The sequence below is a fragment of the Phyllobacterium phragmitis genome, assembly GCF_002980495.1.
Taxonomy (GTDB): domain Bacteria; phylum Pseudomonadota; class Alphaproteobacteria; order Rhizobiales; family Rhizobiaceae; genus Paramesorhizobium; species Paramesorhizobium phragmitis.
Genome location: NZ_PVBR01000011.1, coordinates 144,985 through 169,864 on the forward strand (window position 1 = coordinate 144,985; position 24,880 = coordinate 169,864).

At 58.5% G+C, this 24,880-nt stretch carries 27 protein-coding genes and 2 pseudogenes; 14 read left to right on the forward strand and 15 right to left on the reverse strand.

The genetic code is table 11. The features are described 5' to 3' along the window. The first annotated feature begins 9 nt into the window (after positions 1-9). From C5748_RS15980 to C5748_RS16000, 7 genes are read left to right on the forward strand one after another with little or no spacing between them, the layout of a single operon-like run. The gene (locus tag C5748_RS15980) at positions 10-864 is read left to right on the forward strand and encodes a universal stress protein (protein ID WP_105742922.1); all 855 of its coding nucleotides are present in this window, start codon (positions 10-12) and stop codon (positions 862-864) included. Between the two features lie 49 nt (positions 865-913). Then, positions 914-1,261, forward strand: a complete 348-nt coding sequence (locus tag C5748_RS15985; protein WP_105742923.1) for a TraR/DksA family transcriptional regulator — start codon at positions 914-916, stop codon at positions 1,259-1,261. Positions 1,262-1,292: 31 nt separating this feature from the next. Further along, the gene (locus tag C5748_RS15990) at positions 1,293-1,814 is read left to right on the forward strand and encodes an NYN domain-containing protein (protein WP_105742924.1); all 522 of its coding nucleotides are present in this window, start codon (positions 1,293-1,295) and stop codon (positions 1,812-1,814) included. 20 nt (positions 1,815-1,834) lie between these two features. After that, complete coding sequence (locus C5748_RS27935) at positions 1,835-2,236, forward strand: SxtJ family membrane protein (RefSeq protein WP_146119539.1); 402 nt, start codon at positions 1,835-1,837, stop codon at positions 2,234-2,236. 11 nt (positions 2,237-2,247) lie between these two features. Continuing rightward, positions 2,248-2,397: a DUF5989 family protein gene (locus C5748_RS28925; protein ID WP_245581829.1), complete on the forward strand. Its 150-nt coding sequence runs from the start codon at positions 2,248-2,250 to the stop codon at positions 2,395-2,397. 57 nt (positions 2,398-2,454) lie between these two features. Beyond that, on the forward strand, positions 2,455-4,302 hold the full coding sequence (locus tag C5748_RS15995; protein ID WP_199194811.1) for a carbamoyltransferase family protein: 1,848 nt from the start codon (positions 2,455-2,457) through the stop codon (positions 4,300-4,302). Continuing rightward, complete coding sequence (locus C5748_RS16000) at positions 4,283-5,437, forward strand: SGNH/GDSL hydrolase family protein (protein WP_146119540.1); 1,155 nt, start codon at positions 4,283-4,285, stop codon at positions 5,435-5,437. The genes C5748_RS15995 and C5748_RS16000 overlap by 20 nt, the downstream gene beginning before the upstream one ends. A 25-nt stretch (positions 5,438-5,462) precedes the next feature. On the opposite strand, the gene C5748_RS16005 is transcribed toward C5748_RS16000, so the two are convergent. The 3 genes from C5748_RS16005 to C5748_RS16020 form a co-directional block, all read right to left on the reverse strand. Beyond that, a complete protein-coding gene (locus C5748_RS16005) occupies positions 5,463-6,194 on the reverse strand; it encodes a spermidine synthase family protein (RefSeq protein ID WP_105742962.1) in 732 nt (243 codons plus the stop codon). 237 nt (positions 6,195-6,431) lie between these two features. Beyond that, the gene (locus C5748_RS16010) at positions 6,432-7,682 is read right to left on the reverse strand and encodes an MFS transporter (protein ID WP_105742926.1); all 1,251 of its coding nucleotides are present in this window, start codon (positions 7,680-7,682) and stop codon (positions 6,432-6,434) included. Positions 7,683-8,026: 344 nt separating this feature from the next. Continuing rightward, positions 8,027-8,374 (reverse strand): hypothetical protein, encoded by a 348-nt coding sequence (locus tag C5748_RS16020; protein ID WP_105742927.1) that lies wholly within the window; start codon positions 8,372-8,374, stop codon positions 8,027-8,029. A gap of 257 nt (positions 8,375-8,631) precedes the next feature. Here C5748_RS16020 and C5748_RS16030 point away from each other — a divergent pair, with 257 nt between their 5' ends. Further along, on the forward strand, positions 8,632-9,066 hold the full coding sequence (locus tag C5748_RS16030) for a LysR substrate-binding domain-containing protein (RefSeq protein WP_105742929.1): 435 nt from the start codon (positions 8,632-8,634) through the stop codon (positions 9,064-9,066). A 134-nt stretch (positions 9,067-9,200) separates the two neighbouring features. Here C5748_RS16030 and C5748_RS16035 read toward each other — a convergent pair whose 3' ends face one another. Both C5748_RS16035 and C5748_RS16040 read right to left on the reverse strand, forming a co-directional pair. Next, the gene (locus tag C5748_RS16035; protein ID WP_105742930.1) at positions 9,201-9,755 is read right to left on the reverse strand and encodes a flavin reductase family protein; all 555 of its coding nucleotides are present in this window, start codon (positions 9,753-9,755) and stop codon (positions 9,201-9,203) included. Positions 9,756-9,810: 55 nt separating this feature from the next. After that, positions 9,811-10,557 (reverse strand): SDR family oxidoreductase, encoded by a 747-nt coding sequence (locus tag C5748_RS16040; protein WP_105742931.1) that lies wholly within the window; start codon positions 10,555-10,557, stop codon positions 9,811-9,813. 165 nt (positions 10,558-10,722) lie between these two features. Here C5748_RS16040 and C5748_RS16045 point away from each other — a divergent pair, with 165 nt between their 5' ends. Then, positions 10,723-11,664 (forward strand): helix-turn-helix domain-containing protein, encoded by a 942-nt coding sequence (locus C5748_RS16045; RefSeq protein ID WP_245581831.1) that lies wholly within the window; start codon positions 10,723-10,725, stop codon positions 11,662-11,664. 78 nt (positions 11,665-11,742) lie between these two features. Here the strand turns inward: C5748_RS16045 and C5748_RS16050 are convergent, their stop codons facing one another. Then, entirely contained in the window at positions 11,743-11,835 is a 93-nt protein-coding gene (locus tag C5748_RS16050; RefSeq protein WP_342588365.1) for a ClbS/DfsB family four-helix bundle protein, read from the reverse strand. A 448-nt stretch (positions 11,836-12,283) separates the two neighbouring features. Continuing rightward, complete coding sequence (locus C5748_RS16055; protein ID WP_105742933.1) at positions 12,284-12,721, reverse strand: helix-turn-helix domain-containing protein; 438 nt, start codon at positions 12,719-12,721, stop codon at positions 12,284-12,286. Positions 12,722-12,791: 70 nt separating this feature from the next. Here C5748_RS16055 and C5748_RS16060 point away from each other — a divergent pair, with 70 nt between their 5' ends. Continuing rightward, the gene (locus C5748_RS16060; RefSeq protein WP_105742934.1) at positions 12,792-14,027 is read left to right on the forward strand and encodes an MFS transporter; all 1,236 of its coding nucleotides are present in this window, start codon (positions 12,792-12,794) and stop codon (positions 14,025-14,027) included. 9 nt (positions 14,028-14,036) lie between these two features. Here the strand turns inward: C5748_RS16060 and C5748_RS16065 are convergent. The 5 genes and pseudogenes from C5748_RS16065 to C5748_RS16085 form a co-directional block, all read right to left on the reverse strand. After that, positions 14,037-14,487, reverse strand: a pseudogene (locus C5748_RS16065) (ribbon-helix-helix domain-containing protein). A 10-nt stretch (positions 14,488-14,497) separates the two neighbouring features. Beyond that, positions 14,498-14,782, reverse strand: a pseudogene (locus C5748_RS16070) (conjugal transfer protein TraG); the annotation flags it as partial. 104 nt (positions 14,783-14,886) lie between these two features. Beyond that, on the reverse strand, positions 14,887-16,080 hold the full coding sequence (locus C5748_RS16075) for an MFS transporter (RefSeq protein ID WP_105742935.1): 1,194 nt from the start codon (positions 16,078-16,080) through the stop codon (positions 14,887-14,889). A gap of 49 nt (positions 16,081-16,129) precedes the next feature. After that, positions 16,130-16,750, reverse strand: coding sequence for a TetR/AcrR family transcriptional regulator (locus tag C5748_RS16080; protein ID WP_105742936.1), 621 nt, complete (start codon positions 16,748-16,750; stop codon positions 16,130-16,132). A 115-nt stretch (positions 16,751-16,865) separates the two neighbouring features. Further along, a complete protein-coding gene (locus C5748_RS16085) occupies positions 16,866-17,492 on the reverse strand; it encodes a TetR/AcrR family transcriptional regulator (protein WP_105742937.1) in 627 nt (208 codons plus the stop codon). A gap of 155 nt (positions 17,493-17,647) precedes the next feature. Here C5748_RS16085 and C5748_RS16090 point away from each other — a divergent pair, with 155 nt between their 5' ends. Both C5748_RS16090 and C5748_RS16095 read left to right on the forward strand, forming a co-directional pair. Then, complete coding sequence (locus tag C5748_RS16090) at positions 17,648-18,142, forward strand: SRPBCC family protein (RefSeq protein ID WP_105742938.1); 495 nt, start codon at positions 17,648-17,650, stop codon at positions 18,140-18,142. Positions 18,143-18,271: 129 nt separating this feature from the next. Continuing rightward, the gene (locus tag C5748_RS16095; RefSeq protein WP_199194812.1) at positions 18,272-19,282 is read left to right on the forward strand and encodes an alpha/beta fold hydrolase; all 1,011 of its coding nucleotides are present in this window, start codon (positions 18,272-18,274) and stop codon (positions 19,280-19,282) included. Between the two features lie 256 nt (positions 19,283-19,538). Here C5748_RS16095 and C5748_RS16100 read toward each other — a convergent pair whose 3' ends face one another. Beyond that, positions 19,539-21,173, reverse strand: a complete 1,635-nt coding sequence (locus C5748_RS16100) for an FAD-binding oxidoreductase (RefSeq protein WP_105742939.1) — start codon at positions 21,171-21,173, stop codon at positions 19,539-19,541. Positions 21,174-21,206: 33 nt separating this feature from the next. Then, entirely contained in the window at positions 21,207-21,818 is a 612-nt protein-coding gene (locus C5748_RS16105) for a glutathione S-transferase family protein (RefSeq protein WP_199194814.1), read from the reverse strand. 173 nt (positions 21,819-21,991) lie between these two features. Between C5748_RS16105 and C5748_RS16110 the strand changes: the two genes are divergently transcribed. Next, the gene (locus tag C5748_RS16110; RefSeq protein ID WP_105742941.1) at positions 21,992-22,897 is read left to right on the forward strand and encodes a LysR substrate-binding domain-containing protein; all 906 of its coding nucleotides are present in this window, start codon (positions 21,992-21,994) and stop codon (positions 22,895-22,897) included. On the opposite strand, the gene C5748_RS16115 is transcribed toward C5748_RS16110, so the two are convergent. Continuing rightward, the gene (locus tag C5748_RS16115) at positions 22,894-23,328 is read right to left on the reverse strand and encodes an Rrf2 family transcriptional regulator (RefSeq protein WP_105742942.1); all 435 of its coding nucleotides are present in this window, start codon (positions 23,326-23,328) and stop codon (positions 22,894-22,896) included. The genes C5748_RS16110 and C5748_RS16115 overlap by 4 nt on opposite strands. A gap of 151 nt (positions 23,329-23,479) precedes the next feature. On the opposite strand from C5748_RS16115, the gene C5748_RS16120 reads away from it, so the two are divergent. Further along, positions 23,480-24,184, forward strand: coding sequence for a class I SAM-dependent methyltransferase (locus C5748_RS16120; protein ID WP_342588366.1), 705 nt, complete (start codon positions 23,480-23,482; stop codon positions 24,182-24,184). Positions 24,185-24,880: the final 696 nt, after the last annotated feature.

The window sequence follows — 24,880 nt, forward strand, 5'->3', positions numbered from 1 at the left end:
AGGATGCACATGACAAAGATACTCGGACTGATCGACGGCTCCATTTATGCGCAGAGCGTCTGCGATCACATCGCCTGGATAGCCGGAAAAACCGACGTCACCGTGGAAATCCTCCACGTCATCGGTCGTCGTGACATTTCGTCCGAGCCGGTCGATCTCAGCGGCAATATCGGGCTTGGCGCGCGCACCGCATTGCTGGAAGAACTGGCTGATCTCGATGCACAAAAGGCGAAGGTCGCGCAGAAGCGCGGTCGTCTCCTGCTTGACGAAGCAAAGACCCGGCTTCAGGCCGCCGGCATCCAGAACGTCGAAACCAAACTTCGCAATGGCGATCTTGTCGAGACCGTCCATGCGTTCGAAACCGATATGGATCTGATCGTCATCGGCAAGCGTGGCGAGGGCGCGGATTTCGCCACCGGCCATCTGGGATCGAACCTGGAGCGCGTCGTGCGTTCGACACACAAGCCGATCCTGATTGTGTCTCGTGCTTTCAAACCAGTGAGCAAACTGCTGATCGCGTACGATGGCGGCTCCATGGCCATGAAGACGGTTGACCAGGTATCGCGCAGCCCAATCCTTGCCGGTCTCGAATGCAAGCTCGTCATGGCCGGCAGTGACACCCCGGAGAACCATAAGAAGCTCGATGATGCCGCCGTGATCCTCAAGGCTGCCGGCTACACCCCCGAGATCGCCTTGGTGCAGGGACAACCCGACAAGGTGATCACCGAGACGATCGAGCATGAAGGCTTCGACCTGCTGGCGATGGGCGCCTACAGCCACTCACGCCTGCGTGGCTTGTTCATCGGCTCGACCACGACGGAGATGATCCGTTCCTGCAAGGTGCCGGTCGTCATCTTTCGTTGAAAAAAGGCGGGCGGCGGACAGTATCGCCCTCTTATCTGGAGAAAGGACCGTGAAAACCATCGAGGATCCCGAAGTCATTCAAGCGTTCGAAAAGCGCCTGCGCAACGAGTTGGAAGAGACAATTCGGCTGATCGAGGAAAGCCGGGAGCATCGCGCTCCTGTCGCACTCGATCAGCAGAGCGTGGGGCGGCTATCTCGCATGGATGCCATGCAGCAACAGGCGATGGCTCAGGATATCACGCGGCGACGCCAGCAGCGCAAGATCGCAATCGAACGAGCCTTGTCGAGAATTCGGGATGGGGAGTTCGGCTACTGCGTCAAATGCGAGGAACCGATCACGGTCCGCCGGCTGGACATCGATCCGACGTTTGAGGCCTGCGTACGCTGCGCGCCGTAACCCAAGGACATCCACTATCGGAGGAGCGACTATGTCGACGCCAAAGAAGGCAATCTTTCTCATCGATGGCAGCCATTATGATCGATTGAGGTCTGTTCTGGAAACGCCGTTCGACCTCAGGAAGCTGGGCGAAATCGCCTGCAAAGACGCACCAATCGACAGCGCGATCTATTTCCGCGACGTTCGCGACGACAAGGAAGAAGAACGCCAGCACTCACTTTTTGGTTGGTTGAAGCACAATGGATTCGTGGTGAAAGGCCGAGCTCATCACCGCGATGAACCGCGCGAGCGTTACGGGACAAATCTCGTCGAGATGGCGATCGATGGGCTCCTCGCAGCGGATCCGGGCGACCATGTGATTGTCATGGCTGCAGACGCGAAGCTGGCGCCTCTCTTTTCCGCATTTCGCGATTATGGAATTGCGAGCACGTTGATCTCGACCCTGAGCGCACCAGTAACGATTGCGCCTTCGCCGCTTCTCCTCGATCGAACTGATCGGTTCATCGATGTAGCCGGCATACTTCCCCGCATTGCGCTTGAGAATGCGGCATAAAGCCAGCATGGAGGCATATTGTGAGTATAAAACGATCAAAAATCAACAAATACAAGGAAGAGAGGGAATTTGGATTTCTATTCTTTTTCGCTCTCCTCGTTGGATCCATGTACTCCATCTACATAGGAAGCAATTATACTATACTTATATCTTCATTGTCATCACTGATGCTTTTGCTGACATTGCTGTCCCCTTCGGTTTTGAAGTACCCGAACATTGTCTGGAGAAAAATAGGGGTCATCCTGGGGCTGATCATCTCGCCGATCGTCATTGGCATCATCTTTTTTGTCGTCGTATGGCCGACAGGATTGGCAATGCGTCTCGCAGGAAAAGATCCCCTCTTGCTGAGGAATCAACGCAAGCGTTCATCCTATTGGATCGATCGTGACGATTCACAACCTTCGTTTCGTGAGCAGTATTAGGAATAACAATCATGGAATTCTTCAAAGAGTTTACAAAATTTCTTCTGCGGCGAAAGAAATACTGGATTTGGCCGATGACATTCGTGACCGTTATTATTGGTGGAATATTGGTCATTAGCAGCGGCAGCGCCGTCGCTCCTTTCATATATGCAATTTTCTAACCTCACAGTGATCTAGAGAATGAAGAAGAATCCAGTGCGTATATTTGAGGTCCACTCGTGAGAACTGTTATTCTTGGGATATCCGCGTTTTATCACGACAGCGCCGCTGCATTGATCGTTGATGGAGAAATTGTCGCCGCCGCACAAGAAGAGCGTTTCACGCGCATCAAGCATGACGACGCGTTTCCGGTAAACGCCATCAAGAGCATTCTGGAGAAGAGCGGCATACGCGCCGGCGAGATCGATGCCGTCGCCTTTTACGACAAGCCTTTCCTCACGTTCGAGCGCTTGCTTGAGAGCTATGCGGCAATAGCGCCGCGCGGCATCCGATCCTTTGCGCGCGCCATGCCGCTGTGGGTCAAGGAGAAGCTGTTCCAGAGAAAAAACATCGTTCGCCTGTTTAAAGACCATTTCGATGTCGATATCGCGGATCGCTTACGGTTCTCGGAACATCATTACAGCCATGCGGCAAGTGCATTTTATCCGTCACCCTTCGATGAGGCAATCGTTGTTACCGTGGATGGCGTCGGCGAATGGGCCACGACAACCATTGGCATAGGAAAGAAAAACGATCTCAAGATTATCAAGGAGATCAACTTTCCGCACTCACTCGGTCTGCTCTATTCGGCATTCACCTATTATCTCGGCTTCAAGGTCAACAGTGGTGAATATAAGGTCATGGGTCTGGCGCCCTACGGCGTTCCCCGCTTTAAAGATTTGATCCTCGAGCACATTCTCGATCTGAAGCCCGACGGCTCCTTCCGCCTTGACCCTGCCTGGTTCAACTTCATTGGCGGTCTGACCATGACCAATGACCGCAAGTTTGAAGAGCTGTTCAAGGTGCCAAGGCGGCGTCCCGAGCATGAGCAACTCAGCCAGGTTCACATGGACCTGGCCGCCTCCATTCAAGCGGTCACCGAAGAAGCGATGTTGCGGATTACCGATTACGTCGCAGCCGAGTACGGTATCCCGAATTTGTGCCTTGCCGGCGGTGTTGCTCTCAACTGTGTTGCCAATGGCAAGATCCTCAAGCGCGGAAAATTTCGTCGCATCTGGATCCAGCCTGCCGCAGGTGATGCAGGCGGTTCGCTCGGCGCGGCCCTTGCCGTGTGGCATAACGAGTTCAGCAAGCAGCGGATCGTCCCGGCAGCCCTCGACGGGATGAAAGGCGCTTATCTGGGAACCGAATTCTCACAAACAGAGATCGAGAAAAGGCTTACCCGGCTGGGCGCGGTTTATGATGTCGCCGAGACCGACGAGGCACTGGTGGCAATTTGCGCCGACCACCTAGCAGCCGGCAAATACATGGGCTGGTTCCAGGGGGCCATGGAGTTTGGCCCACGCGCGCTTGGAGCAAGGTCCATCATCGCCGACCCCAGGTCGCCTGAAACGCAAAAAGACCTCAACCTCAAGATCAAGTATCGTGAAAGCTTTCGTCCTTTTGCGCCAGCAGTGTTGGCGGAGCATGTCTCTGAATATTTCGAGATTGAAGCCGAAAGCCCATACATGCTTCTGGTGTCGAATATAAACGAAAAACACAGAATAAGGATGGCGCCAGAGGAAGAGGGTCTCTTTGGCATAGAAAAACTGAATATTGCGCGCTCTATCGTGCCTGCTGTCACACACGTCGATTATTCAGCCCGTGTTCAAACAGTGCATCGCGAAACCAATCCACTTTTCCATGCATTGATCGACCGGTTCAAGCAGAAGACAGACATACCGGTTCTCGCCAACACCTCGTTCAACGTGCGTGGCGAGCCGATCGTTTGCACGCCGGAAGATGCATTTCGATGCTTCATGGGAACCGGCCTCGATACACTTGTGATCGGGCGGTGCATTGTGGAGAAATCGAAGCAAGTGGTGCAATTCAACGAAGAATATAGATATGAATATGAACTGGATTGAACTCAGAACGAGGGCGAATGCAGTTCTCCAAATATTTGGCGTTAATACGTTTATCGCGCTCGTATTACTTGAAACATCGCTGTTGATCATGGCCTGGTCGGGACTGATCAATGTGTCATTGCCGAGCTATTCTCTCTCATATGCAAAGCCATTCTGGGCGGATAACAATCCCCATTGGGGCGTATGGCACGAGAAGAATGCGACTTCGCGTCATTTAACATCATGCTTTGACGTAACCTATCGATCCAATAGCGAGGGGATGCGTGACGTCGAACGTGCACGGGCGGCCAATGGCTCCCGTGTCGTCGTCCTTGGCGACAGCTTCGCTGAAGGATGGGGCGTTGAAGATCATCAACGGATGACCAACATCCTTGAAACGCGAACAAAGATTCCGCATCTGAACTTCGGCACTGCCGGGAATTTCGGCACGACTCAGGCCTATATTCTCTACGAGAAGCTGGCCAGCAGATTTGACCACGATGCGGTTATCTGGATGATCCTGCCTGCAAATGATTTTGCGGATGATACGCCGACTGCCTCAAGGCTGGAAGAAGGCGCGCGCTGGCGGCCGTATCTCGTCAGGAATAACAAATCCGATACGTACGATGTCGTTTATCCCGCCGGGGGTTTTGAAAAGGCGACACGCTGGGCTATTTTCCGCAGGAATATCTCACTCGAGTTTTGGATGACCGCGCGCGCCTATTATTATTATCGTGGCCTTTTTGACTGGCTTAGCCACGAAAGTGAGGTGACACGAACGCCTTCAACAAAGACGCCGTCGAATTATTTCGATTTCAACGATGAACAGTTCGGCAGGCTGGCATTCGCTGCGCGGAAAATACGACAAGCTGCAGGCGACCGCAGGATAATGGTTGTGACCATACCTCGCTCAGCCGATATAATGCGCTCCAATGAAGAAGGGAAGCTGTCGCCTCTTAACCGGCGTATCACCCAATTATCGAAAGAACTTGTCTTTGATCATATCGATCTACTTGCAAGTATAAGAAGAGACAAATGGGATAAGTATTATATCCCATGCGACGGTCACTGGACATATCAAGGTAACTTGTTTGCCGCCAACCATCTTTATCAAACGCAGTATTATAATTCTGTTCGATCTGGTGTGAAAAAATAGTGGCGATGCGGCAACGTAGACAGACTTAATCAGCGCCCCCGGTCTTGCGAGCGAGATAGACGCATTGCCGCGCCTCGCGACCTTGCAGAGGATTTTCGAACACCACGGCTTCGGCCCGCGCTTCGCCGAAGGCTGCCTCCAGCACGGCGGTGAAGGCGGCGTCTTCCTGATTGTTGGACCAGAGCGCAAAGACACCGCCGGGACGCAGCTGCTCGCCAAGTTTCTTCAGGCCCTCAAAGGTATAGAGCGCCGCGTTCGACGGCTTGAGCACTTCGTGTGGCGAATGGTCGATATCGAGCAGGATCGCATCGAACCGCGAACCGGGATTCAGCGGGTCGAAACCGGCCGCAGGCGACGCCGCCATTGCGAAGAAATCGCCATGAACAAGCCGGCATCGTTTGTCTGCGGCGAGCACTTTGCCGAGCGGCAACAGCCCTGACTGGTGCCATTCGATGACCGGCCCCAGAGCATCGATGACGAGCATCGAGCCCACTTTCGGATTTTCGAGCGCGGCGACCGCCGTGTAGCCGAGCCCAAGCCCACCGACGGCGATCCGCAGGTCATTTCCCGGCAAGCCCTCCAGTGCGACCCTGCCGAGCACCTGCTCCGACGCGGTGAACTTGGATGACATCAGGAACTCGTCATTCAGCTTGATCTCGTAGATGTCGTCACCGGTGGTCAGATCGCGGCGGCGGCGCAGCACGAGCGTGCCGAATGGGGTAACCTGGTAGTCGAGTTCTGCGAAAAGCGGGCTCAAGCAATAGCTTTCTTTGTTGGGGAGCGTCGAATTGGAGCGATCGGTATGCTCGTAATTGACATCAGCCGCGAACCGACCGTGGTTCCGATGGTCTCCCACAGATCCTCGCGAAAAGCCAGCAACGGCATTTCCTTCCGATCGGCGTCGAAAACTTCCGCAAGCTTTCGGCTGAGATTCGCAGCTCACTTAAGGCTGCACCGATTCCGTCGGCTGTCTATATCGTCCGTTCCTCCATTCTCATTTGACCATCACGTGGCCGACCCCGACCGTAGGACTGTCGTCGGCAATTCGATTCAAGCGTGGGAGCAGCAACCAGAGGCACGCAGCCGAGATCACCGCATAAGCAACCATCCCCGAATATTGGGTTTCGATGCTAATTTCGAGATCGAGCAGCAGCCCCATCAGCCCAGGGGCCAGGGCGGAAGCGAAGACCTGGCCGGCGAACGCAACGGAGCGGATCGCGCCCAGATGCCGCGTGCCGAATAGCTCTGCCCAAAGCGCGCCAAGCAACGTGGACGCGCTCCCGTTGGTGATCGCACAAAGCAGCATGAACGCGGGAACCGCATAAGGCGAACTTGAAAAGGCGAGAACACTGATCCCCAATGCCATCGGGATCAAAAAGAATGGAAGGAACCGGCGCGCCGCATATCTGTCGATCAGCCACCCGGTCAGCAGCGCCATGAGCACGCTCACTCCGGCATAGACCGGAAACCAGCCGGCGAACCAGGCAAGGCTCCAGCCTTTCACCTCGACCAGATGTGTCTGATGAAAGAAGATTCCCGTTATCGCGAAAGCCGGAACGACGATCCCCGAAACGACGGCGAAGAACTCCGGCTTGCGCATAACCTCTGCCCGAGTCCACTCGCGCCGCGTTTCGTGTGCGGACGCATTCGTCGCCTCGCGCGCCGGGACCGCCGGTTCCCGCCGCAGCAGGAAGACGACAAGCGGTATCGACACCAGAACAAGGATTCCCCCCGCAGCCAGCCAGGTCTCCCGCCAGCCATAGGCGCCGATCATCGTCACGGCCGCAAACGGCATCACGGCCTCGCTGGCAGGAAAGCCGAGAACGGCAAGCGACATCATCTTGCCGCGCCTGAGATGGTACCAGCGCCCCACACCGGTGATTGCGAGTTGGCCCATCGAGCCCTGTCCGAAAAGCCGTAGGCCGAACAGCACCGGCAACAGCATCCAGGCGGCGGAGACGCCGGACATGGCCGCACACATGGCTGCCAGCGCCAGGATCGCGAGGGCGCCTAGCCATCGGATACGATAGCGGTCCGCGATCTTGCCGCCCCAGAGCAAGACCGCCGCGCTGGCGATCGTTGCGATTGCGTAGAGGCTTCCGAAACCGCCGTCCGTCAGACCGAGTTCAGCTTTCAACTGTGGGGCGAAGATGGCTATGAAATAGGTTTGGCCGAATGCCGATGACATCGTCATCACCACGGCCGCAATCACCAAGCCTGACGGCGCAGGCGGGCGTTCTGTCATTATGTTCTTTCCTTTTGGGAGCACAGCTATACGCGGAACCACCGGTGCTGCTTGCAATGCGAAATCAAGCTCTCCGCGGGTTTACGGACCGTTGAACACGGCCCGGTGCGGCACGATTGGCGTTCATGCACTCAGCCGGCGCAATTGCTGTCCGTGAGCGCGTGCGACGGGGGGCACCGCGCGCCGTCACTTCACCGGCAGGACGAATGGAGCCTCTTTCGAGAAGCAGCCCCTCGGTCAACGCGGTCTTGTCGGCGCCTGGGTGAGAGATGATTGCAAATGCGCACCGGCACTCGGTCGGGGTTAAGGCGTCCCTTGATGTATTGATCATGCCGATCAGGCGTTCAGAGAACACATCCATCGACAGCCTCCGCTTCGGCAAGCAGATTGGCGAACTGGCTTCTCAGCATTTCAACGTCTTCCTGAAATTCCAGGTCGAGCCATAGCCGCTGATCCTGTGCCCGGGAAACGCCGCGGCCCTGGCCGAAATCATGCACGTAGCGCAGAAGCGATTCAGCTATTGCCACTGCTGTGCCATCCCTAAGCTCCACAGCGAAAGTGCGGCCCCCTCCTGAAACCGCACTGTTGGTGGAATCGCGGGGCTGGATCTCGACGGGCCCGGAGCCGGATACGTCAATGATCGGATTGTCGGAAACGGTAGTTGAGAATGTCTTGCGGAATGTCTTTTTCAAACGGCTTTCTCCTGTTCTTTGGGGAGAAACCGAAATGGGCGAGCCCGGCGGTGCCGACGGGCACGACCGCTGCGGACGGCAAGAACCACGAGACGCTGACCAGCGAATACTGGATCAGATTTCACCGAGGTAATCGCGGAGCGTTCATTTGCTCTCGAGCCGACCTGCTTCGGTGTCTCTGGTCCTCGCAAAATGGCGAGGTGAATAACCTGAACTTAAGCTAACCCGATCCGGACTTCAAGCGCCGTTTGGAACGGATGGGGCTCGCTCTTCATAGTGCAGAACGTCCTCGCCGACGTCGAGACGATCCCCTTGCACACCTGGGGCCTAGACTGGAACGGGCTGATCTTGTGCCTTATGTGCAGCTCGTTCTATCAGATGTGATCGGTGCCGAGACTCCGAAGCTTGGGATTGTCGGAACCAGGCTCTGGCGGTTCGTCGATCTTGAACGCAGGCTCGATTTCCTGCTCGCCGGATTTGGCTGGTGCAAGATGCCGCCGCACGTCGTGGCGCCCTACCTGGCTGATGGAAGGCTGGTGAAACTCGACATCGCCGACGAGAGCATCGCGCCGTCGGCCAACTTGACTGTCTACGCCGCCCATAGCCGTGGTCACCCCTTCGGCAAGGCCGGGAACTGGCTTCTGGAAAATGTGCGCAACCGGCTGGCGATGTCCATGGGAATGTTGTCGTAGGCGGCCACTCGGTGTTGTCTCCGAACGGGTACAACGTCAATGAAGATCGATGACCACAGCCACGTTCGCAGAACCAAGATTTTTCTCAGACTTTCAGGATCTTTGCGACAATGGAACGAGCACTACCAATGCTTTCAAAGCCCGGCCAGATGATGCCAGCGGGTCATGCGACGGCTTTCGTCGATCAGGTCGCCGTCCTTGCGGAAATATCCATCGCCAATGTGGTGAAGCATCGGAGCCTCGCGCCAACCGGGCGCGACCCAGAGTCGTTCGACTTCGAGAATATGAAGCGAGTAACTGTTTGATAGAGTTGCATCGGCAAGGCGGCACTCCAGATTGGCAATACAGTCGCGAAGAAGCGGGGCCTTGACCGTAATGCCAGGCTGTGCCTCGATCTCAAATGTACAGAACTTGTCAATATCCACGCCAGATGAATTGCCAATGTCGGTTACCGTCGCGCTCATGCTCGCGCGCGGGACTGAAAGCACGCATTCGCCGGTCTCGCGCAAGGCGCGATAACTGTGATCCCATGGACCGATCACGCAGCCAATCAGCGGAGGTGCATGTTGGACCATCATGTGAAACCCCATGGTCATCACATTCGGGCCGTCTGTCCCACAGGTTGTGACCAGAAGAACTGGTCCCGGCTCAATCAGACGGAAGGCATTTGCGACATCGATTTCCTGCATCACGAACTCCTGCTCAAAGAACCGCCGCCAGTCTGACTGGCGGCGGGAAAGAGGCTTACCAGCCCTGTTCCGTGGGCAACACGAACAGTTCTGCCACATTCATGCGTTCAGGCGATTTCAGTGCGAAGAGGATGGTGTCCGCTATGTCCTCGCCTTCCAGATAGGTCATTGAGGCAGCCAGGTCGTCCATCTGCTGGCGGTAGTTCGCATCGGTGATCTGCTCGTAAAGCTCCGACTTCACCGCGCCGGGCTGGATGCACGTAACACGGATATTGTGCTTTGGCCCGATCTCCATCCGGAGCCCGTCGGAGAAGGCTGCGACCGCTGCTTTGGTCGCGCAATAGACAGTCAGGCCAGTAAAAACCTTGCGCCCGGCGATCGAGGACATGTTGAAGATATGTCCCGAATGCTGCGAGATCATCTGCGGCAGAACAGCAGCCGTGGCGTTGAGAACGCCAGAGACGTTCACATTCACCATGCGCTGCCATTCGTCCACTTTCAGGCTGTCGATATCTGAAAGTGGCATCAACCCGGCATTGTTGACCAGGACATCGATGCGGCCGAAATGCGCGACGAGCGTTTCGGCCGCAATCTTGCAGGACGCTGGATCGGTAACGTCGGTTTCGAGCGCTACGGCCTGACCATCGGCGGCGGCAATTTCCGCGACCAGTGTTTCCAATCGTTCTTTACGCCGGGCGGCCAGTCCGACTATGATCCCTTCTGCTGCAAGTTTGCGTGCCGTTGCAGCCCCAATGCCACTGGATGCGCCGGTAACAAGAGCGACCTTGCCTTTGATATCCATGAATTTCTCCGTCTGTTTGCCCGCCAGATAGCGGTTGTGATGACAAAGACGAATTTAGAGTTATCGGGATGCTGTCTCGCGCGCGGCTTTGCTGAAACTATCGTGATCTTGCGCCAAACTGCGATCATGGCGACCCGATGAGCCATTATGTCACGAGCCCAGGCGATGGCTGAAAAGTCAAAAAAGCGAATGCCTCATACCCATCATTCTTCTCTGCATTGCGCCAGTCATGCTCTGGAGCAGCACATTCGTGGCCGCAAGATCGTGCAGGGTACGGGCGATGCCTGGAAGGATGTCGAAGCGCAGATATTCCGTCGTGCACAATGTGAAGATGAGGTTTTGGTCCCCGCAGTGGCCGAGCCCTTGCTCGTCTGGGTGATGTCGGGCGAGGCGATGGTAGAGGAGCGAGAACTCGATGGCGAATGGCGTGGAAATATCGTCAAGGCGGGTTCATTCTATCTGACACAGACGGCTGCACCTTACCTTATGCGGTGGCAGGCAGCGCCGGATCTCCCGTTTGAGGTCATGCATCTCTACCTTGGGTTTGAACTCGTGAGCCGGGCTGCCCTGTCTCTGGGCCTCAATCCCTCGCGGCTCCGCATGCGCGATGTATCGGGTGCACAGGATGCGCTCATAAACGGAATCCTCATCGGCCTGGCCGATGAGTTGCAGGCCTCGTATCAACAAGCCAGCCCAGTTTTCGTGAAGGGGCTTGTCGAGAGCCTGACCATCCATCTTCTGCGCCATTACACCGATATCGACCGTGCCACTGTGCGTAAACCAGCGCAGCTTCCGGCATGGAAGCTGCGCAAGGCGCTCGAACATATGGATGCTCAACTGATCGAGCCATTTGGTCTGGACCAGTTGGCCGATCTATGCGGGATGAGCCGATTCCACTTCAGTCGTGCTTTCCACAATACCATGGGGCAAAGCCCATCCCGCTGGTTCATCCTTCGCCGAGTTGAGCGTGCAAAGGAATTGCTGTGCCAAACCGACATGCAGATCATCGAAGTCGCCATGGGTGTAGGCTATGATAGCCCCAGTCACTTCGCCAAGGTCTTCCGGACGGAGACCGGCCTCTCCCCGACACAATACCGAGCATTGTAAGAGGCGCCCGTTGAAATACCCCCAATTTTTGTATCAGTTTTGCGTCCGACTTTTGCAACGTATCAAATACCCTGGGTTCTACAACGACGTTTTCACTTTACGCCACATCCGCAAGCGTCCGCGTGCGTTGTCATAGGGTGATGAGGTATTGAACTGGATCATCCTTCCCATTGTCCATTTGTGAATAGGCGTGGGTTTCGGCGCCGATCGGCATGCTAAGCCATTGAAATCTCGTTGGTGGGTGGGGTCATGCTGGGAGGCCGATTCACACGGTGCAGACTGTTAAGATAGGGCTTCCGCCCTGGCGCGCTGTACCTCGAAACCTCCCTTGCTCGGCCGCAGTCATCGCGTAGCGAAGATAACGGAGATCGAGAGACACATTCGGCACGCACGTCAGCCGATCAAACCTTCACCCTTGAGAATGAGCGGAAGAGAAAGCAGCTCAAGGCAGCAAATGTCCAGGCGTATACCAAAGAAAGCCCGAAATCGGGCCGGTTCAACACCTATTTACGAGCGTGCGGCCATCGGCGGTGATCGGCGGCAAATAGGAGGGGTCGAAACTCCGTTAATTGTATCGGACGCTGACCATGTATCGACAGAACACGGCTACGAGCGAGAATCATCTCAGGGACTTCTTCGCTCCACGCCTATTAGCACTTGTTCTTGCGCGACGCCCGGCTACGTTCACGAGGCGCCTGAACGTCGGGCACTCCATATGCGATGGCGCAGGGCAATCCGCGACATGACGCAAGGTGTCGCGCAGCGCCATCAGCTCACGAATCTGGAGATCAAGTTCGTTGGCTTTCTCATGTAACACTGCGCGTGGCAGAAGGGGTCTGCCATCCTTTCCGAACATCCCAGCAATTTCATCCAGCGAGAAGCCTGCGGACTTCCCCATCGCGATCAACTTGAGCTGCAAAAGGATCTCCGGGGGAAACTGACGCCGCAGCCCATTGCGGGCGACGGACGAAATCAGGCCTATTTCTTCGTAATAACGCAGCGCCGAAGTGCGTATTCCGGTCTTTTCGGAAACCTCGCCGATATCGAGAAATTTCATGCTTGACCTCACGTTGGCTTGAAGTCGTAACCTGCCCTCAATTCACGAGTGAAGCAAGAGGTTCAAAGGCATGGACAAGGACGCGCTGTCTTCGGAACAAACGGGAAATCGAAGAATCTTGTCGGTTCTCGCGCTGTCGATGCTGCTGGCCTCGCTGGGCACCAGCATTGCCAATATCGCCCTGCCGGAGCTGGCTGAAACTTTTTCTGCGCCTTTTTCTCATGTCCAATGGGTGGTCGTTGCCTATCTCGCGACACTGACAGTCTCATCGGTATTCGTGGGACGGCTTGGCGACATTTACGGGCTCAGGCCAATGCATCTCACGGGCCTCGGCCTGTTCTGCGGGGCCTCTCTGCTCTGTAGTCTCGCTCCAAACCTCTGGCTATTGATTGGAGCACGGGCAATTCAGGGGATCGGCGCTGCCTTTCTGATGACCCTGACCATCGCCCTTGTGCGCTCACATCTAGGCGAGGCGCGAATAGGGCGTGGGATGGGTTTGCTGGGCACTATGTCCGCCCTGGGAACTGCCCTCGGCCCCTCTCTTGGCGGAACGCTCCTGGCGATCGGCAGTTGGCGTGACATCTTCCTCGTGCAGGTGCCACTGGCGGCGCTGACGCTGATCCTTGCATGGCTTGCCTTGCCGCACGGTTCTGATCGGACGAAGGCGTCGCCGGGAAGCATTCGCCGCGTCCTGCCTTGGCATTTGCTGCCCGACCTCTGCACCAATCTTCTGGTTGCAACCGTGATGATGACGACGCTGGTTGTCGGGCCATTCTATCTCGGCCTCGGGCTCGGCCTGGACGAAGTGGCGATCGGCCTGACGATGTCGGTCGGACCGGCGATCTCGATCTTTAGCGGCCTCCCCTCCGGGCGTGCGGTCGATACATGGGGGGCCGGTCGTGTTCTCCGGTTCGGGCTCGCCTTGCTTGCTACTGGAGCACTTTCGCTGTCACTTCTACCAAGGATGTTCGGCGTCGGGGGATACGTACTGGCCATCGCCATCCTGACACCGGGCTATCAACTCTTTCAAGCAGCGAACAATACGGGGGTAATGGCGCAGGTCCCCAAGGATCGGCGCGGGGTGGTATCCGGGATACTCGGCTTATCGCGAAACCTTGGCCTGATCCTGGGGGCATCTGTGATGGGCATGGTCTTTGCCATGGGCGTCGGATCGAGCGACTTACGACAAGCCTCCTCCCTACAGATCGAAGGTGGGATGAGGCTAGTCTTCATTGTTGCTGGCGCGATCATGGTCTTGGCGTTGGGGATCGCGTTCCGGCGCCCAGCCGGAAATAGGACAGGTTGACGACCAGGCTCAATGGTCATCCGGGATGGTGTCACCTCCGACGGCTCCGCTTCGTTCAGTAAAGTCGATATCGCGCGACAACTCTTTCAGGAAGCGGTCGCCAGTCGTCGCCGAGCGATTGCATAAACCCCTCGAACCGCTCCACACCCTTCACCCGGGCCGGCTCTTTTGCGGAATCCGGCAGCGGCGGCGTGATGGTTAGCCAAAAGCGGATGAACAGCGAGATGGTCTCGCCGAGAATGGCGAGATCTTCATCGAGCGTATCGACCTGACGGCCGAGCCTGTCCAGGCGGCGCGACATCACCGCTTCCAGCCGGTCCGATATATCCCCCGACAGGAAGGGGGCGACGGCCGCTTCGATGATAGCCGACTTCGAGACTTTGCGCCGCAATGACAGCGCCTCGATCTGCTTGAGCAGGTCTGGGTCTAAATAGACGTTCATGCGAGTGCGGGTCGCCATGGCGCGTTCCTCAAAGCTCAATGCCGTCGTCGGGATTCATCGACGCCTGCCGCGCGACCATGCGCATGCGCTGACGAAAGGCCCAAGCCTTGCCGGCGTCCACATCGGGTTCATCTTCGAGGATGTCGAACTCCTGTTCGGGCGAGCGCGGCGGCGCGATGATTTCCTCATGTTCCGGCAATTCCGGCTCGCGGCGGATACCGGCATTGGCCGGATCGCCTTCGGCTCCGCTGGCGGCGACCGAGGCGGAATCGCTTTTCGCCGCGACGACCCGGTTCGACCAGTCGTCGGTTGCGGATTGGGCGATGCGATCAACGCCATCCTGGCCGCCGTTTGTCGCTCTTGATCGCTGCGCTTTACATCCGGCCAATGCAGCTTGCCGCTTAACACTTCAATTGTTCACTCCGATGCGAAGTAGACAAGCGCAGCCATGGGGAGGGCAAACCCGATCCAGGAGGTGAGCGTCCAGCCGCCTTGCACATAGGCCCATCCGCCCAGGGCCGATCCGATCGCGCCGCCCACGAAGAAGGTTGCCATGTAGAGTCCGTTCAGGCGGCTGCGGAACTCGGCGCCAAGAGCGAAGATCGCACGCTGGCCGAGCGTCAGGTTTGCGGCCACGCCAAAGTCCAGAACGATCGCCGCGGCGACAAGAAGCCCGAGCGCGAGTTTCGAGCCGGCAGGCGCGAGATGCGTGATCAGAAATGCGCCTGCGACGGCCAGCATGGCGAAAGCCGTTGCCGGGCGGGTCCATCCACGATCCGCAACCCGGCCTGCAATAGGTGCGGCGATCGCGCCTGCAACACCCGCCAGTGCGAAGAGAGCGATGCCGCCTTGTGACAGATGGAATTCCGGTCCGGCAAGCAACAACGGTGTCGTCGTCCAGAACAGGCTGAATGCGCCGAACAGGCACGCATGATAGAGCGCGCGCCTCTGGAGGACAGGCGTTGTCATTGCAAGCTTGGCCATCGAAGCCAACAGTTCGCCGTAGCCTGACTTCGTCGTCGGCACGCGCGGTGGCAAAGCGCAGCGAAGCACCAAAGCGAGGACGATCATTGCACCCGCTGACACGAAGAACACGGTTTGCCACGAAGACAACTCGGCGATGAAACTGGACACGGGACGGGCCAGCATGATGCCGAGCATCAGCCCGCTCATCACGTTGCCGACGACACGCCCCCGCGTGGCTTCAGGGGCAAGATGTGCGGCGTAGGGAACGAGCACCTGCACTGCGACCGATCCCACGCCGATGAAGAGCGAAGCGAGCAGGAACGGCAGCGCGTGGGGTGACAATGCCGCACCCAGCAGGCCGAGCGTCGCGACCCCGATCATGGCGAGGGTTAGTCGGCGGTTCTCAACGAGATCGCCAAGCGGCACGAGAAACAGCAGGCCCGCGCCGTAGCCGATCTGGGTGAGCGTGACGATGAGTCCTGTTGCCTGCGGCGAAAATCCGAGCGCCTCGCTGATCGGACCGGCAAGCGGCTGCGCATAATAGATGTTGGCCGCGATCAGGCCGCAGGCGGCGGCCAGAAGGAAGGTCATCCCGGTTGAAACGGTCCGTTGATCGGACAAGCCTTCGAAGGTCGTATTGGTCATTGTGGCCTCTGTAATAAGGAAACGATTATTTTCTATTCAGGCAAAAAAATTAGCTGACTGCGCGCATCGCAACCTCCATCACCGCTGCCATGTCCTTGCGCGTGCGTCCGGTCTTGCCGACGACCCGCATGCCCTGGAGAAGGCAGAGGATGAACCGGGCCGTGGCCGTTCGGTCGATCCGGGAGGGAATGGAACCATCCTGTTGACCCTGCCTGATGAACTCGGCGATCAAAGCCTCATTTCGATCAAGGGCGGCGGCAATCCTTCGTGCGACTTCATCATCGAAGATCGCAAGCTCTGCTGCACTCCCAACGATCAGGCAGCCTTGCATTCCCTCCGGTCCATGTGCGGATTCGACGTAAAAAGTCAGCAGCTTGCGAATGCGGTCCAGACCCGTCTTCGCAGTCCGTGTTGCCTCTGCGAGCCTTTCCGCTCGCACAGCAACATATCTGTCGAATGCGGCCAGGAAAACGGCCCGCTTGTCCTTGAAGGCCTTGTAGATGCTGCCCTGGGTCAACGCCATCGCTTCGGTGAGGTCACCGATTGACGTGGCATGAAAGCCACGTTCGCTGAAGACCCGAATGGCCCTGTCGAGAGCCTCTTCGAGGTCGTACTCGCGAGGACGGCCGGGACCGCGCGGGTTGGCTGAGTAGGATGAAACATTGGACATAGCTGCTTATAGAAAATGATCGTTTCCAAATCAAGCGCCTTTTATGCAGCCAGCCGCGGCGGGGAACGCGCTCGAACTTTGCCTGTTCGAGCCAAGGGAGATGAGGACGCGGGGGCTAACCGGCGGTGCGAGCATCCCAACCGAGCATGGCAACCTGCGCTACCGATTCCAGTTCGGCACGGCTGACCTCATCCCGGGCCAGGATCGACATCCCGTTCTGCACGGTCTGCACGAAACGGGCGAGCGCGTGGACATCGGTCGCCGGCGGGATCTCCCCCTCCTCCACGGCTCTGGTCAACCGCGTTTCCAAGTGATGAAGGGTTACGGCCCGTTGTGCCCGCACACGTTGACCAAGCTCCGAATGTCCTTCGCTCCCGACCGAGGAGAGCGTTACCATGCAACCAAGCGGGATGTCGGCGATCGAGCCGGTCAAGGCGGCGGCTGAATCCATCAAATACCCTTCGACGGCAGCGCGGGCCGTGTCGGCCGCGTGGAATTTTGCCCAGACGAGCCCCTCGTAGGTATCGACATAATAGCGCAGGGCTTCGCCATAGAGGGCTTCCTTGGAGCCGAAGGCAGCATAAAGGCTGGGCGAGCCGATCCCCATCACCTCGGTGAGTTCGGAGACCGACGTCGCCTCATATCCCTTCTCCCAAAAAAGACGGGTCGCCCGCGCCAGCGCGGCTTCTCGATCGAACGCGCGGGGCCGCCCGCGGTTTCCGGCAGGTGCTCTCTCCGTCATTTCACAGGGTTCCTTATTTCTGCATCGATCACTAGATAAATTGCTTGACTCGCTATGGCAAGGCTCTTAGGTATTTCTGTGTCGATCGATATATAAATGAACGGGGCGCCCGTCCATCGATAACGCGGGCAATCAATGAAGCTAGGAGAAGAAACATGCTCAAGCGTGTGAAATTTCCCCCGGAAAATCATCCCGGGGTTACGGCGCTCTATGCGCTGAACGAGATCGACGTGAAAGCGCCGGCGGAGGTTGTATGGCAACTCCTCGTCGAGGCGGAGAACTGGTCGAGCTACTTCCCTCCCGAAGATCAGGTCAGGATTTTGGGCGGGGATACAGAGCTGAAGTTGGGCACCCGGTACAGCCGGATCACCGTTGGTTTTTCGATGAGCTGTGTCGTCAGGGAATACGTTCCCTTCCGCAGCCTGTCGTGGTCCACGACGGTCGATGGCGACGAAACCGGTTCGACGGCATTTCACGGCTGGGTCATCACGCCAACGGAAGATGGCTGCCATCTGCTCACCGAGGAAACCCTGCAAGGTGCGTTCTTTCTCGAGGAGATCGGGCGCAAGAACCCGGGTGCGCTTTACAAATACCACCAGGATTGGGTCGAAATGCTCGCCCGCGCCGCAGAGGCGCAAGCCGCGAGCTGATCACCTTCCGCTACCGCAAAACCGGCAGGACGACGACGTTTCGGAGGAGCACCTTTTCCGAGCGGCGAACCTCTCGGCCCCGTCTTGTCGGGCGAGCGAACATCGAACCACATCAATGGAGTTTCAAAAATGAGAGTATCCAGGCTATTCGCTATGGGGGCGGCCCTGGCCCTTATGTTGCCGGTGACCGTGGCCGCGCAGGTGACCGACAAGGGGAACCCCTACGAAGGCATCGACGTCTCGGACGAGACCCTGGTCGGCGAGTTGAAGGGATTTAAAAGTAGCTTTGCCGAGGTCAACGGCATTCGAATGCACTACGTAGAAGGCGGCGAAGGCACGCCCGTCCTCATGATGCCGGGCTGGCCGCAGACATGGTGGGCATTCCACAAGATCATGCCTGAGATCGCCAAAAACCATCGCGTGATTGCTGTCGACATTCGCGGCATGGGCGCGACGGACAAGCCGGAGGCCGGTTACGACAAGAAGAACATGGCCAAGGATATCCATGAACTTCTGAAAACACTTGGGCATGACGAAGCGCATATCGTTGGTCACGATATCGGATCGCAGGTCGCCTATGCCTATGCGGCCAACTATCCGGATGCAACGACATCGGTGACCTTCCTGGACGTCTCGGCGCAACCCCAAAGCACGCGCGACATGCGGCTCGTTCCGGCGCGCGCCCTCACGGGAAACTTCCAGGAGGACTTCTTCCTGTGGTGGTTCGCCTTCAACCAGGTGCATGACATGCCCGAAGAGTTGATCGAAGGCCGCGCCCATATTTACCAGAACTGGTTCTGGAACTCGCTGCTCTACAAGAAAGATGCGCTGACGGAACGCGACCGGGCGGTCTACGCTGCGGCCTACAACACCAAAGACGGCATTCGTGGCGGCAATGGCTGGTACCAGGCCTACGCTCAGGACCTCGATGATCAGTTGACGTATCCGGATCGACTGACGGTTCCCTCACTTGGAATCGGCGGCCTCGGGAACGGATTGCTGGTGGAATTCATGAACAGAAGGTTCGCCGATCCACAACTCGAACATCTGCCGGAAAGCGGGCACTACATCGCCGAGGAGGCACCCGAGCAAGTGACGGACTTCTTGACGGGATTCCTCCAATCCGTCGAAAGCCAATAGACTCCTGGCGACAAACTCTTGGCAGCGGTCGTCCCCGGACGGCCGCTGCCCGCGCCAGTGATTGCAGGAGAATGACCGAGGTCTCTCATGCGGGTTTGGCGAGGCCGCCATTTGGAACCTTTCACGCTCGTTCGTCCGGGCGGGATAATCACCCGGCTTGCCCGCAGTGCGGCCGGTTTCGCTAACCTCATGAGCTTCAGCAGAAGGTGCGCTTATCGGCAGACGGAAACCGGCCCCCGTCCAAAACCGCGCGGTTTTACCCGGAAGGCCCGAAAGTTTCAAAGTGGATATGGCCGGGCGGCACGCCTCCGGCTTCAAGGCCCGTGCGAATATCCGCAAGGAAGCGCGCCGGTCCGCAGAGCATGTAGTGGGCTTCCGCACCTGCCCGAAGCGCCAGCAAATCTTTCGCCGTTACGCGTCCGGTCGCGTCGAAGCCGACATCCGGAACATCCGTCTCGCGCGGCGCGCTGTAGACGATTCTGCGCATGATGTTTGCATGCATCCCGATGAGCGCATCAACCTCGGTTCTGAAGGCATGACTCCGCCCGTCGCGCGCGCCATGGATGAACCAGACCCACCGGCCGGGGTGGTTGGTCACGGCGTCGTGCAACATGGAAAGCATCGGTGTCACCCCGACGCCCGCGCTGACGAGCACCACCGGAGCCTGACCGCCGGGAAGGATGAAATCGCCTGCAGGAGGGCGTGCCTCGATCGTGTCTCCGATCTCGACCCCGGCGTGAAGGAAGGTCGAGGCGATACCGCGATCCTCGCGCTTGACGCTGATCCGGTAGGTTCCGATGTGCGGCGAACCGGACAGCGAATAGGTTCGTCTGATCCGGTCTGGCTGACCCGGCACCTTCCGTTCGACAGGCAGATGTTGGCCAGCCTCGAAAGGCGGGAGCGCCGCGTCATCCGGTGAGGCCAGATGGAACGAGGTAATCCGGTCGCTCTCCGCCACCTTGTCGATAACCTTCAACGGCCGGAGTTCCGCGCCCTCTTCGCTCCACCGGAGCGCCAGTGCGGCCGGGCGATCGATGACCTTCTCGACCGCGACCTCGATCATCCGCAGCGCATTCGGATCATGACTGTTCTTCGGCGCCCAATCGATCCTGGCCCGGCCGATGATATGCAGAAGGCCGCCCGTCGCAAAATCGACGAAGAGCAGGCCGACGCGCGGATCCCGGACCAGATTGCCGATCGTATTGAAATACTTATTGCCCGCATAATCGGGAATGCGCAGCAGCATTCCATCGTCGGACACGCGGACGAAACCGCGCGATCCGCCACGGTGAGAGGCGTCATAGCCGTCGGAAGACCGATCGCCGCCTGTGCTGTGGCCGGAGCCGATGAACAGGGTATCCGCCGCCGCGATCCGAACTTGCTGATCCGGATCGAGCCGGTGCGAGATGCGGGATTTTGCTGCCCGCCCCGTTTCGACGCGGCGCCAGGCGCGCTCGTGAATGTATTGCGGGCAGTTGCCGAAACTCTGCCGAACCTCGATGACGAAGCCGTCATCGGTCGCGCGGACCACGCCGTTCAACCGATTGCGCCGCCGTGTCGCCAGCTCGATCCCCAGGATCCCTATCCCCGCACCGGGCGAGAGTGCGCCCGACAGAGGGTCCTGCGGGTGCAGCCTTGCCGCTACCGAAAGCCTGCGCGGATCAGGCGAACTCGCGAACCCGGCCGGTCCTTCGATGATCGTGACCCACGGCCACCCCTCCCCGTCGCCACCCGCGACGACGAGAAACGGCAGTGCCGCAAAGAAGTCGCGGTGCTGATCGGGCATGTGATCCCGGATGAAGCTGCCGGCCCAGGATGCGACGTCACCCACTTTGGCACGGCGCTGCGCCTCCAGTTCGCCGGCATGGAAAGGCGATTTTTCGAGAACCATGGTTGGGCTGCTTCCGTTTTGCGGTCCCCGAATTCAGGCCAGTTCGGGAGAGCGCGCCATGCCCACGAAGCCCGGCAGCGCTTCGATGCGTGTAAGCCAGGCCCGTATCGAGGGATAGGGAGACAGGCTCACCCCGCCTTCGGGCGCGTGCGCGATGTAGCTGTAGCCGGCGATATCGGCGAGTGTCGGGTGGTGTGTTGAAGCCAGCCAATCGCGATCGTTCAGATGCGCCTCCATGACAGCGAAAAGGGCATGCGCCCTGGCCTTCGCCGCCTCATGGTCGAGATCGGCGTCGAACAGCGTGACCAGTCGTGCGGCGCAGGGACCCGATGCGATCTCTCCGGCCGCGATGGAAAGCCAGCGCTGCACTTCCGCCTTTTCCAGCGGATCGGCACCCCTCCAGATGGTGGTATCGCCGTAGCGTTCGACCAGATAGGTGAGGATGGCGTTCGAGTCCGACAGGGCCACGCCATTGTCCTTGATCGCCGGAACCTGCCCAAGCGGGCTGATCCTGAGATATTCCGGCGCTTTGTGCGCCCCGTTTGCCATGTCGAGATCGATAGTCTCGTAAGGAATATCCAGCAGCGCGAGCATCAGCTCGACCCGGTGGCAATGGCCGGATTTCGGATTGCGATAGAGGGTCACGGGCGCGCCATTGCGGGCATTCGCATCGGACATGGAAATCTCCTTTCAAACCGGGAGGTGGGGCTGCCGGAGCAGCGCGTATCGGTAGACGGCAACATAGAGATGAGCTAAACGTGAAAGAATAGACTCATTTTGAAATCCAGTATTTTGATTTCTGCAATAATCGAGGATGCATGGATCGCTTGCAAAGCCTGAGAGTGTTCGTTGCGGTGGCAGAGGCCGAGAGCTTTGCCGCCGGTGCCCGCGCCGTGGGTTTGAGTGCGCCGTCCGCGACGCGCGGTGTGAGCGCGCTCGAAGCCGCGCTCGGCGCCCGGTTGTTCACGCGCACGACGCGGCGGGTGAGGCTGACGGATGTAGGGCGGGCCTATCTGCAGGACGTGCGCGAAATTCTGGCCAATCTCCAGGCTGCCGGCGAAGCGGCCACCGGTGCGGCCCAAACGCCCGTCGGGCAGCTTCGCATCACCTGTCCGCAGGAATTCGGGCGGATCTACGTTTCTCCCATCCTGACCGAGTTTCTCGATCGCCATCCCGGCGTGAGTGCTGACGTGCTGATGATCGATCGGGTCGTGAACATCGTCGAGGAAGGCTTCGATATCGCCGTGCGCATCGGTCCACAGCCGTCATCGGGCCTTGCCGCCATCCGGGTCGGGCAGGTCCGCCGCGTCGTCTGTGGTGCTCCAGGCTATTTCGCCGGGCGGGGCTGCCCGCAGGATCCGGCCGAGTTGGCCTCGCACCGTGTCGTGTCGGTGGCGCCGCTCAATACGGGTCGGCAATGGCGCTTCGGGCCGGGTGGTGAGCGGATGGTCAGGGTGGATCCCAGGCTCAGCGTCAGCAGCGTGGCCGCCGCCATCGAGATCGCGCGGCGTGGATGGGGCATCTGCCAGGCCCTTTCCTACCAGATCGGCCCCGATCTGGAGGCGGGAACGCTGCGGACGATGCTTGAAGATTGGGAGCCCGAACCGCTGCCAATTCATCTGGTCCATATCGAGGGGCGCCGTGCTGCGCCGAAAGTCCGCGCATTCATAGATTTCGCAGCAGAGCGTCTACGCCAAACTGACGGGTTGAACTGGAAGAGCTAGCGGCAATGCACCGAAAGCGGCTCCGGTTTCCCCGGAACAAGCGTGTCCAGCGTTACATCTCTGAATCGCTCCACCAACAGTGCTTCCGCTCGTGCCATCGTATCCGCCATAGCGGCGTTGACGTTCCTTTCGACAAGGCAATCAGGATGATCGCTGCGGTTTCCAATGGCGAAGAGATTGGGCCGGCCAAGCGCTTCATAAACGGCCAGGAGACTGATCTCGTGTAAGGGGCGCGCCAACTGCCAGCCGCCGCCGTGTCCCTTGCCGGACCGGACGTGACCTGCCCTCCTCAAGCCTGCCATGGTCCGCCGGAACACGGCCGGATTTGTGCCCATGCTTCTCGCCAGAACCTCGGACGTCACCGGCTCTGTAACTTGCCCCAGGTGCAGCAGCACATGCAGCACGTCCGATAGCCTGGTGTCCTTGTTCATCTCCTGAACCTTCAAATAATGCGCCGCTCGTCACCGTTGCATGAGGTACCGCATGGATCGTTGACAGGATGCGAGTTAATTCGTATCTGTTGAAGATACATGAGTTACCTGTTCTTCCGTAGCTCCATCTGATACATGCCCCGGAGTTCCCGTGTCCACACCAAACGACGCCAACACGAAAAGCCCAAGGCCATTCTCGAACCCTTCTATGGTCGCAACCTATGCGGACGATACGCCACGCAAGGTGCCGGGGCTGGCCGATCTCCATCGCATGGCGATGCTGCTCCTGAGCGAGCGAACCGAGCAAGCGGCGAGCATTCTCGTGGTCGGTGCGGGAGGGGGCATGGAGATGAAGGCGATGGCTGAAGCCCGGCGCGAATGGACATTCACCGGCGTCGATCCCTCCGCCGCCATGCTCGACCTTGCGCGACGCTATATCGAGCCGTTCAATGATCGGATCGCGTTGATAGAGGGTACCGTCGGGACGGCACCGTCAGGCCCGTTCGACGGAGCGACCTGTCTGCTCACGCTGCACTTTCTCGACAGACACGAGCGGCTGCTAACGCTGAAGGAGATCCATCGTCGACTGAAGCCCGACGCGCGCCTCGTTGTCGCCCATCACAGCGTGCCAAGTGGAGGTGCGGAACGCTGGATGGCGCGTTCGGCGGCATTTGCCGACCGCGCCAGCGTTGATTGGGAGAAGGCCACGGCCACCGCCACGAGAATGGCTGGACTGCCCCTGCTTCCCGCTGCTGAAGAGGAAGCACTGCTTCGCGAAGCCGGATTCTCGGATGTCGAGCTCTTCTATGCCGCCTTCTCGTTCCGTGGCTGGATGGCAACGGCAAGCGCGACCTGAACGCCTCCAGCGTCCGCGAACGGGGTAAATCCCACTGATGTCGGACGGCAGAAATGGGGTCGGAAGCGATCTTTATTGCGCTGAAACAGCTTATAACCGCAACAAGATATATCGGGCTGTAGCGTAGAATCGGGGGGTCGCGATGCCGCTTGGTGTCATGCGGTGATCGGCGGGAATGTCGGGCCATAGAGGGCAATCGGCGGCGTTTGGCGGGGCGAGAGGGATTTGAACTCTGCAAGATCACTGCTCTACGATCCGCAGAATCACACTGGAAATGCCTTTAGCCGCACGGGCAAACCATCCTTTTTATACGCCACGGCATCCTATTCGCCGCACGATCGCGATCGGGGGCTTTTCTTCTGAAGCTGGACAGTTCTTCGATGGTGTCGGCCCCTTTCGGGCTAGGATTTTCGGAGGCAATGGCGCTCAAACGGGACAGGATCAGCATTGAGGTCTTCGCAACTGATCCAGCTCACCAACGGCGGGGTGGCTGAGGTGCGTCAGGCTTGATTTCCGGCTAGCCTCGCGTGTTCGCCTCAACTTCTGCTCTCGAGATTCCGGTTTAACCGGTCAGGGGAATCGCTTGAAAAATCATTTGTGTGCTGCGGTTATTGCGGTTTCGAGATAATCGTCGTCCCATCCGAGCGTTTTCCGTCTGACCTTGAGGCTGGCCTTGTCGTTGATGGAGCGGATGAG

Coding starts and splice junctions, on each gene's coding strand:
- C5748_RS15980 (WP_105742922.1), top strand. CDS start 10: ATGACAAAGATACTCGGACTGATCGACGGCTCCATTTATGCGCAGAGC.
- C5748_RS15990 (WP_105742924.1), top strand. CDS start 1,293: ATGTCGACGCCAAAGAAGGCAATCTTTCTCATCGATGGCAGCCATTAT.
- C5748_RS28925 (WP_245581829.1), top strand. CDS start 2,248: ATGGAATTCTTCAAAGAGTTTACAAAATTTCTTCTGCGGCGAAAGAAA.
- C5748_RS16000 (WP_146119540.1), top strand. CDS start 4,283: ATGAATATGAACTGGATTGAACTCAGAACGAGGGCGAATGCAGTTCTC.
- C5748_RS16010 (WP_105742926.1), bottom strand. CDS start 7,682: ATGACAGAACGCCCGCCTGCGCCGTCAGGCTTGGTGATTGCGGCCGTG.
- C5748_RS16030 (WP_105742929.1), top strand. CDS start 8,632: ATGGGGCTCGCTCTTCATAGTGCAGAACGTCCTCGCCGACGTCGAGAC.
- C5748_RS16035 (WP_105742930.1), bottom strand. CDS start 9,755: ATGCAGGAAATCGATGTCGCAAATGCCTTCCGTCTGATTGAGCCGGGA.
- C5748_RS16040 (WP_105742931.1), bottom strand. CDS start 10,557: ATGGATATCAAAGGCAAGGTCGCTCTTGTTACCGGCGCATCCAGTGGC.
- C5748_RS16045 (WP_245581831.1), top strand. CDS start 10,723: ATGGCTGAAAAGTCAAAAAAGCGAATGCCTCATACCCATCATTCTTCT.
- C5748_RS16050 (WP_342588365.1), bottom strand. CDS start 11,835: ATGGGAAGGATGATCCAGTTCAATACCTCATCACCCTATGACAACGCA.
- C5748_RS16055 (WP_105742933.1), bottom strand. CDS start 12,721: ATGAAATTTCTCGATATCGGCGAGGTTTCCGAAAAGACCGGAATACGC.
- C5748_RS16060 (WP_105742934.1), top strand. CDS start 12,792: ATGGACAAGGACGCGCTGTCTTCGGAACAAACGGGAAATCGAAGAATC.
- C5748_RS16075 (WP_105742935.1), bottom strand. CDS start 16,080: ATGACCAATACGACCTTCGAAGGCTTGTCCGATCAACGGACCGTTTCA.
- C5748_RS16080 (WP_105742936.1), bottom strand. CDS start 16,750: ATGTCCAATGTTTCATCCTACTCAGCCAACCCGCGCGGTCCCGGCCGT.
- C5748_RS16085 (WP_105742937.1), bottom strand. CDS start 17,492: ATGACGGAGAGAGCACCTGCCGGAAACCGCGGGCGGCCCCGCGCGTTC.
- C5748_RS16090 (WP_105742938.1), top strand. CDS start 17,648: ATGCTCAAGCGTGTGAAATTTCCCCCGGAAAATCATCCCGGGGTTACG.
- C5748_RS16095 (WP_199194812.1), top strand. CDS start 18,272: ATGAGAGTATCCAGGCTATTCGCTATGGGGGCGGCCCTGGCCCTTATG.
- C5748_RS16100 (WP_105742939.1), bottom strand. CDS start 21,173: ATGGTTCTCGAAAAATCGCCTTTCCATGCCGGCGAACTGGAGGCGCAG.
- C5748_RS16110 (WP_105742941.1), top strand. CDS start 21,992: ATGGATCGCTTGCAAAGCCTGAGAGTGTTCGTTGCGGTGGCAGAGGCC.
- C5748_RS16115 (WP_105742942.1), bottom strand. CDS start 23,328: ATGAACAAGGACACCAGGCTATCGGACGTGCTGCATGTGCTGCTGCAC.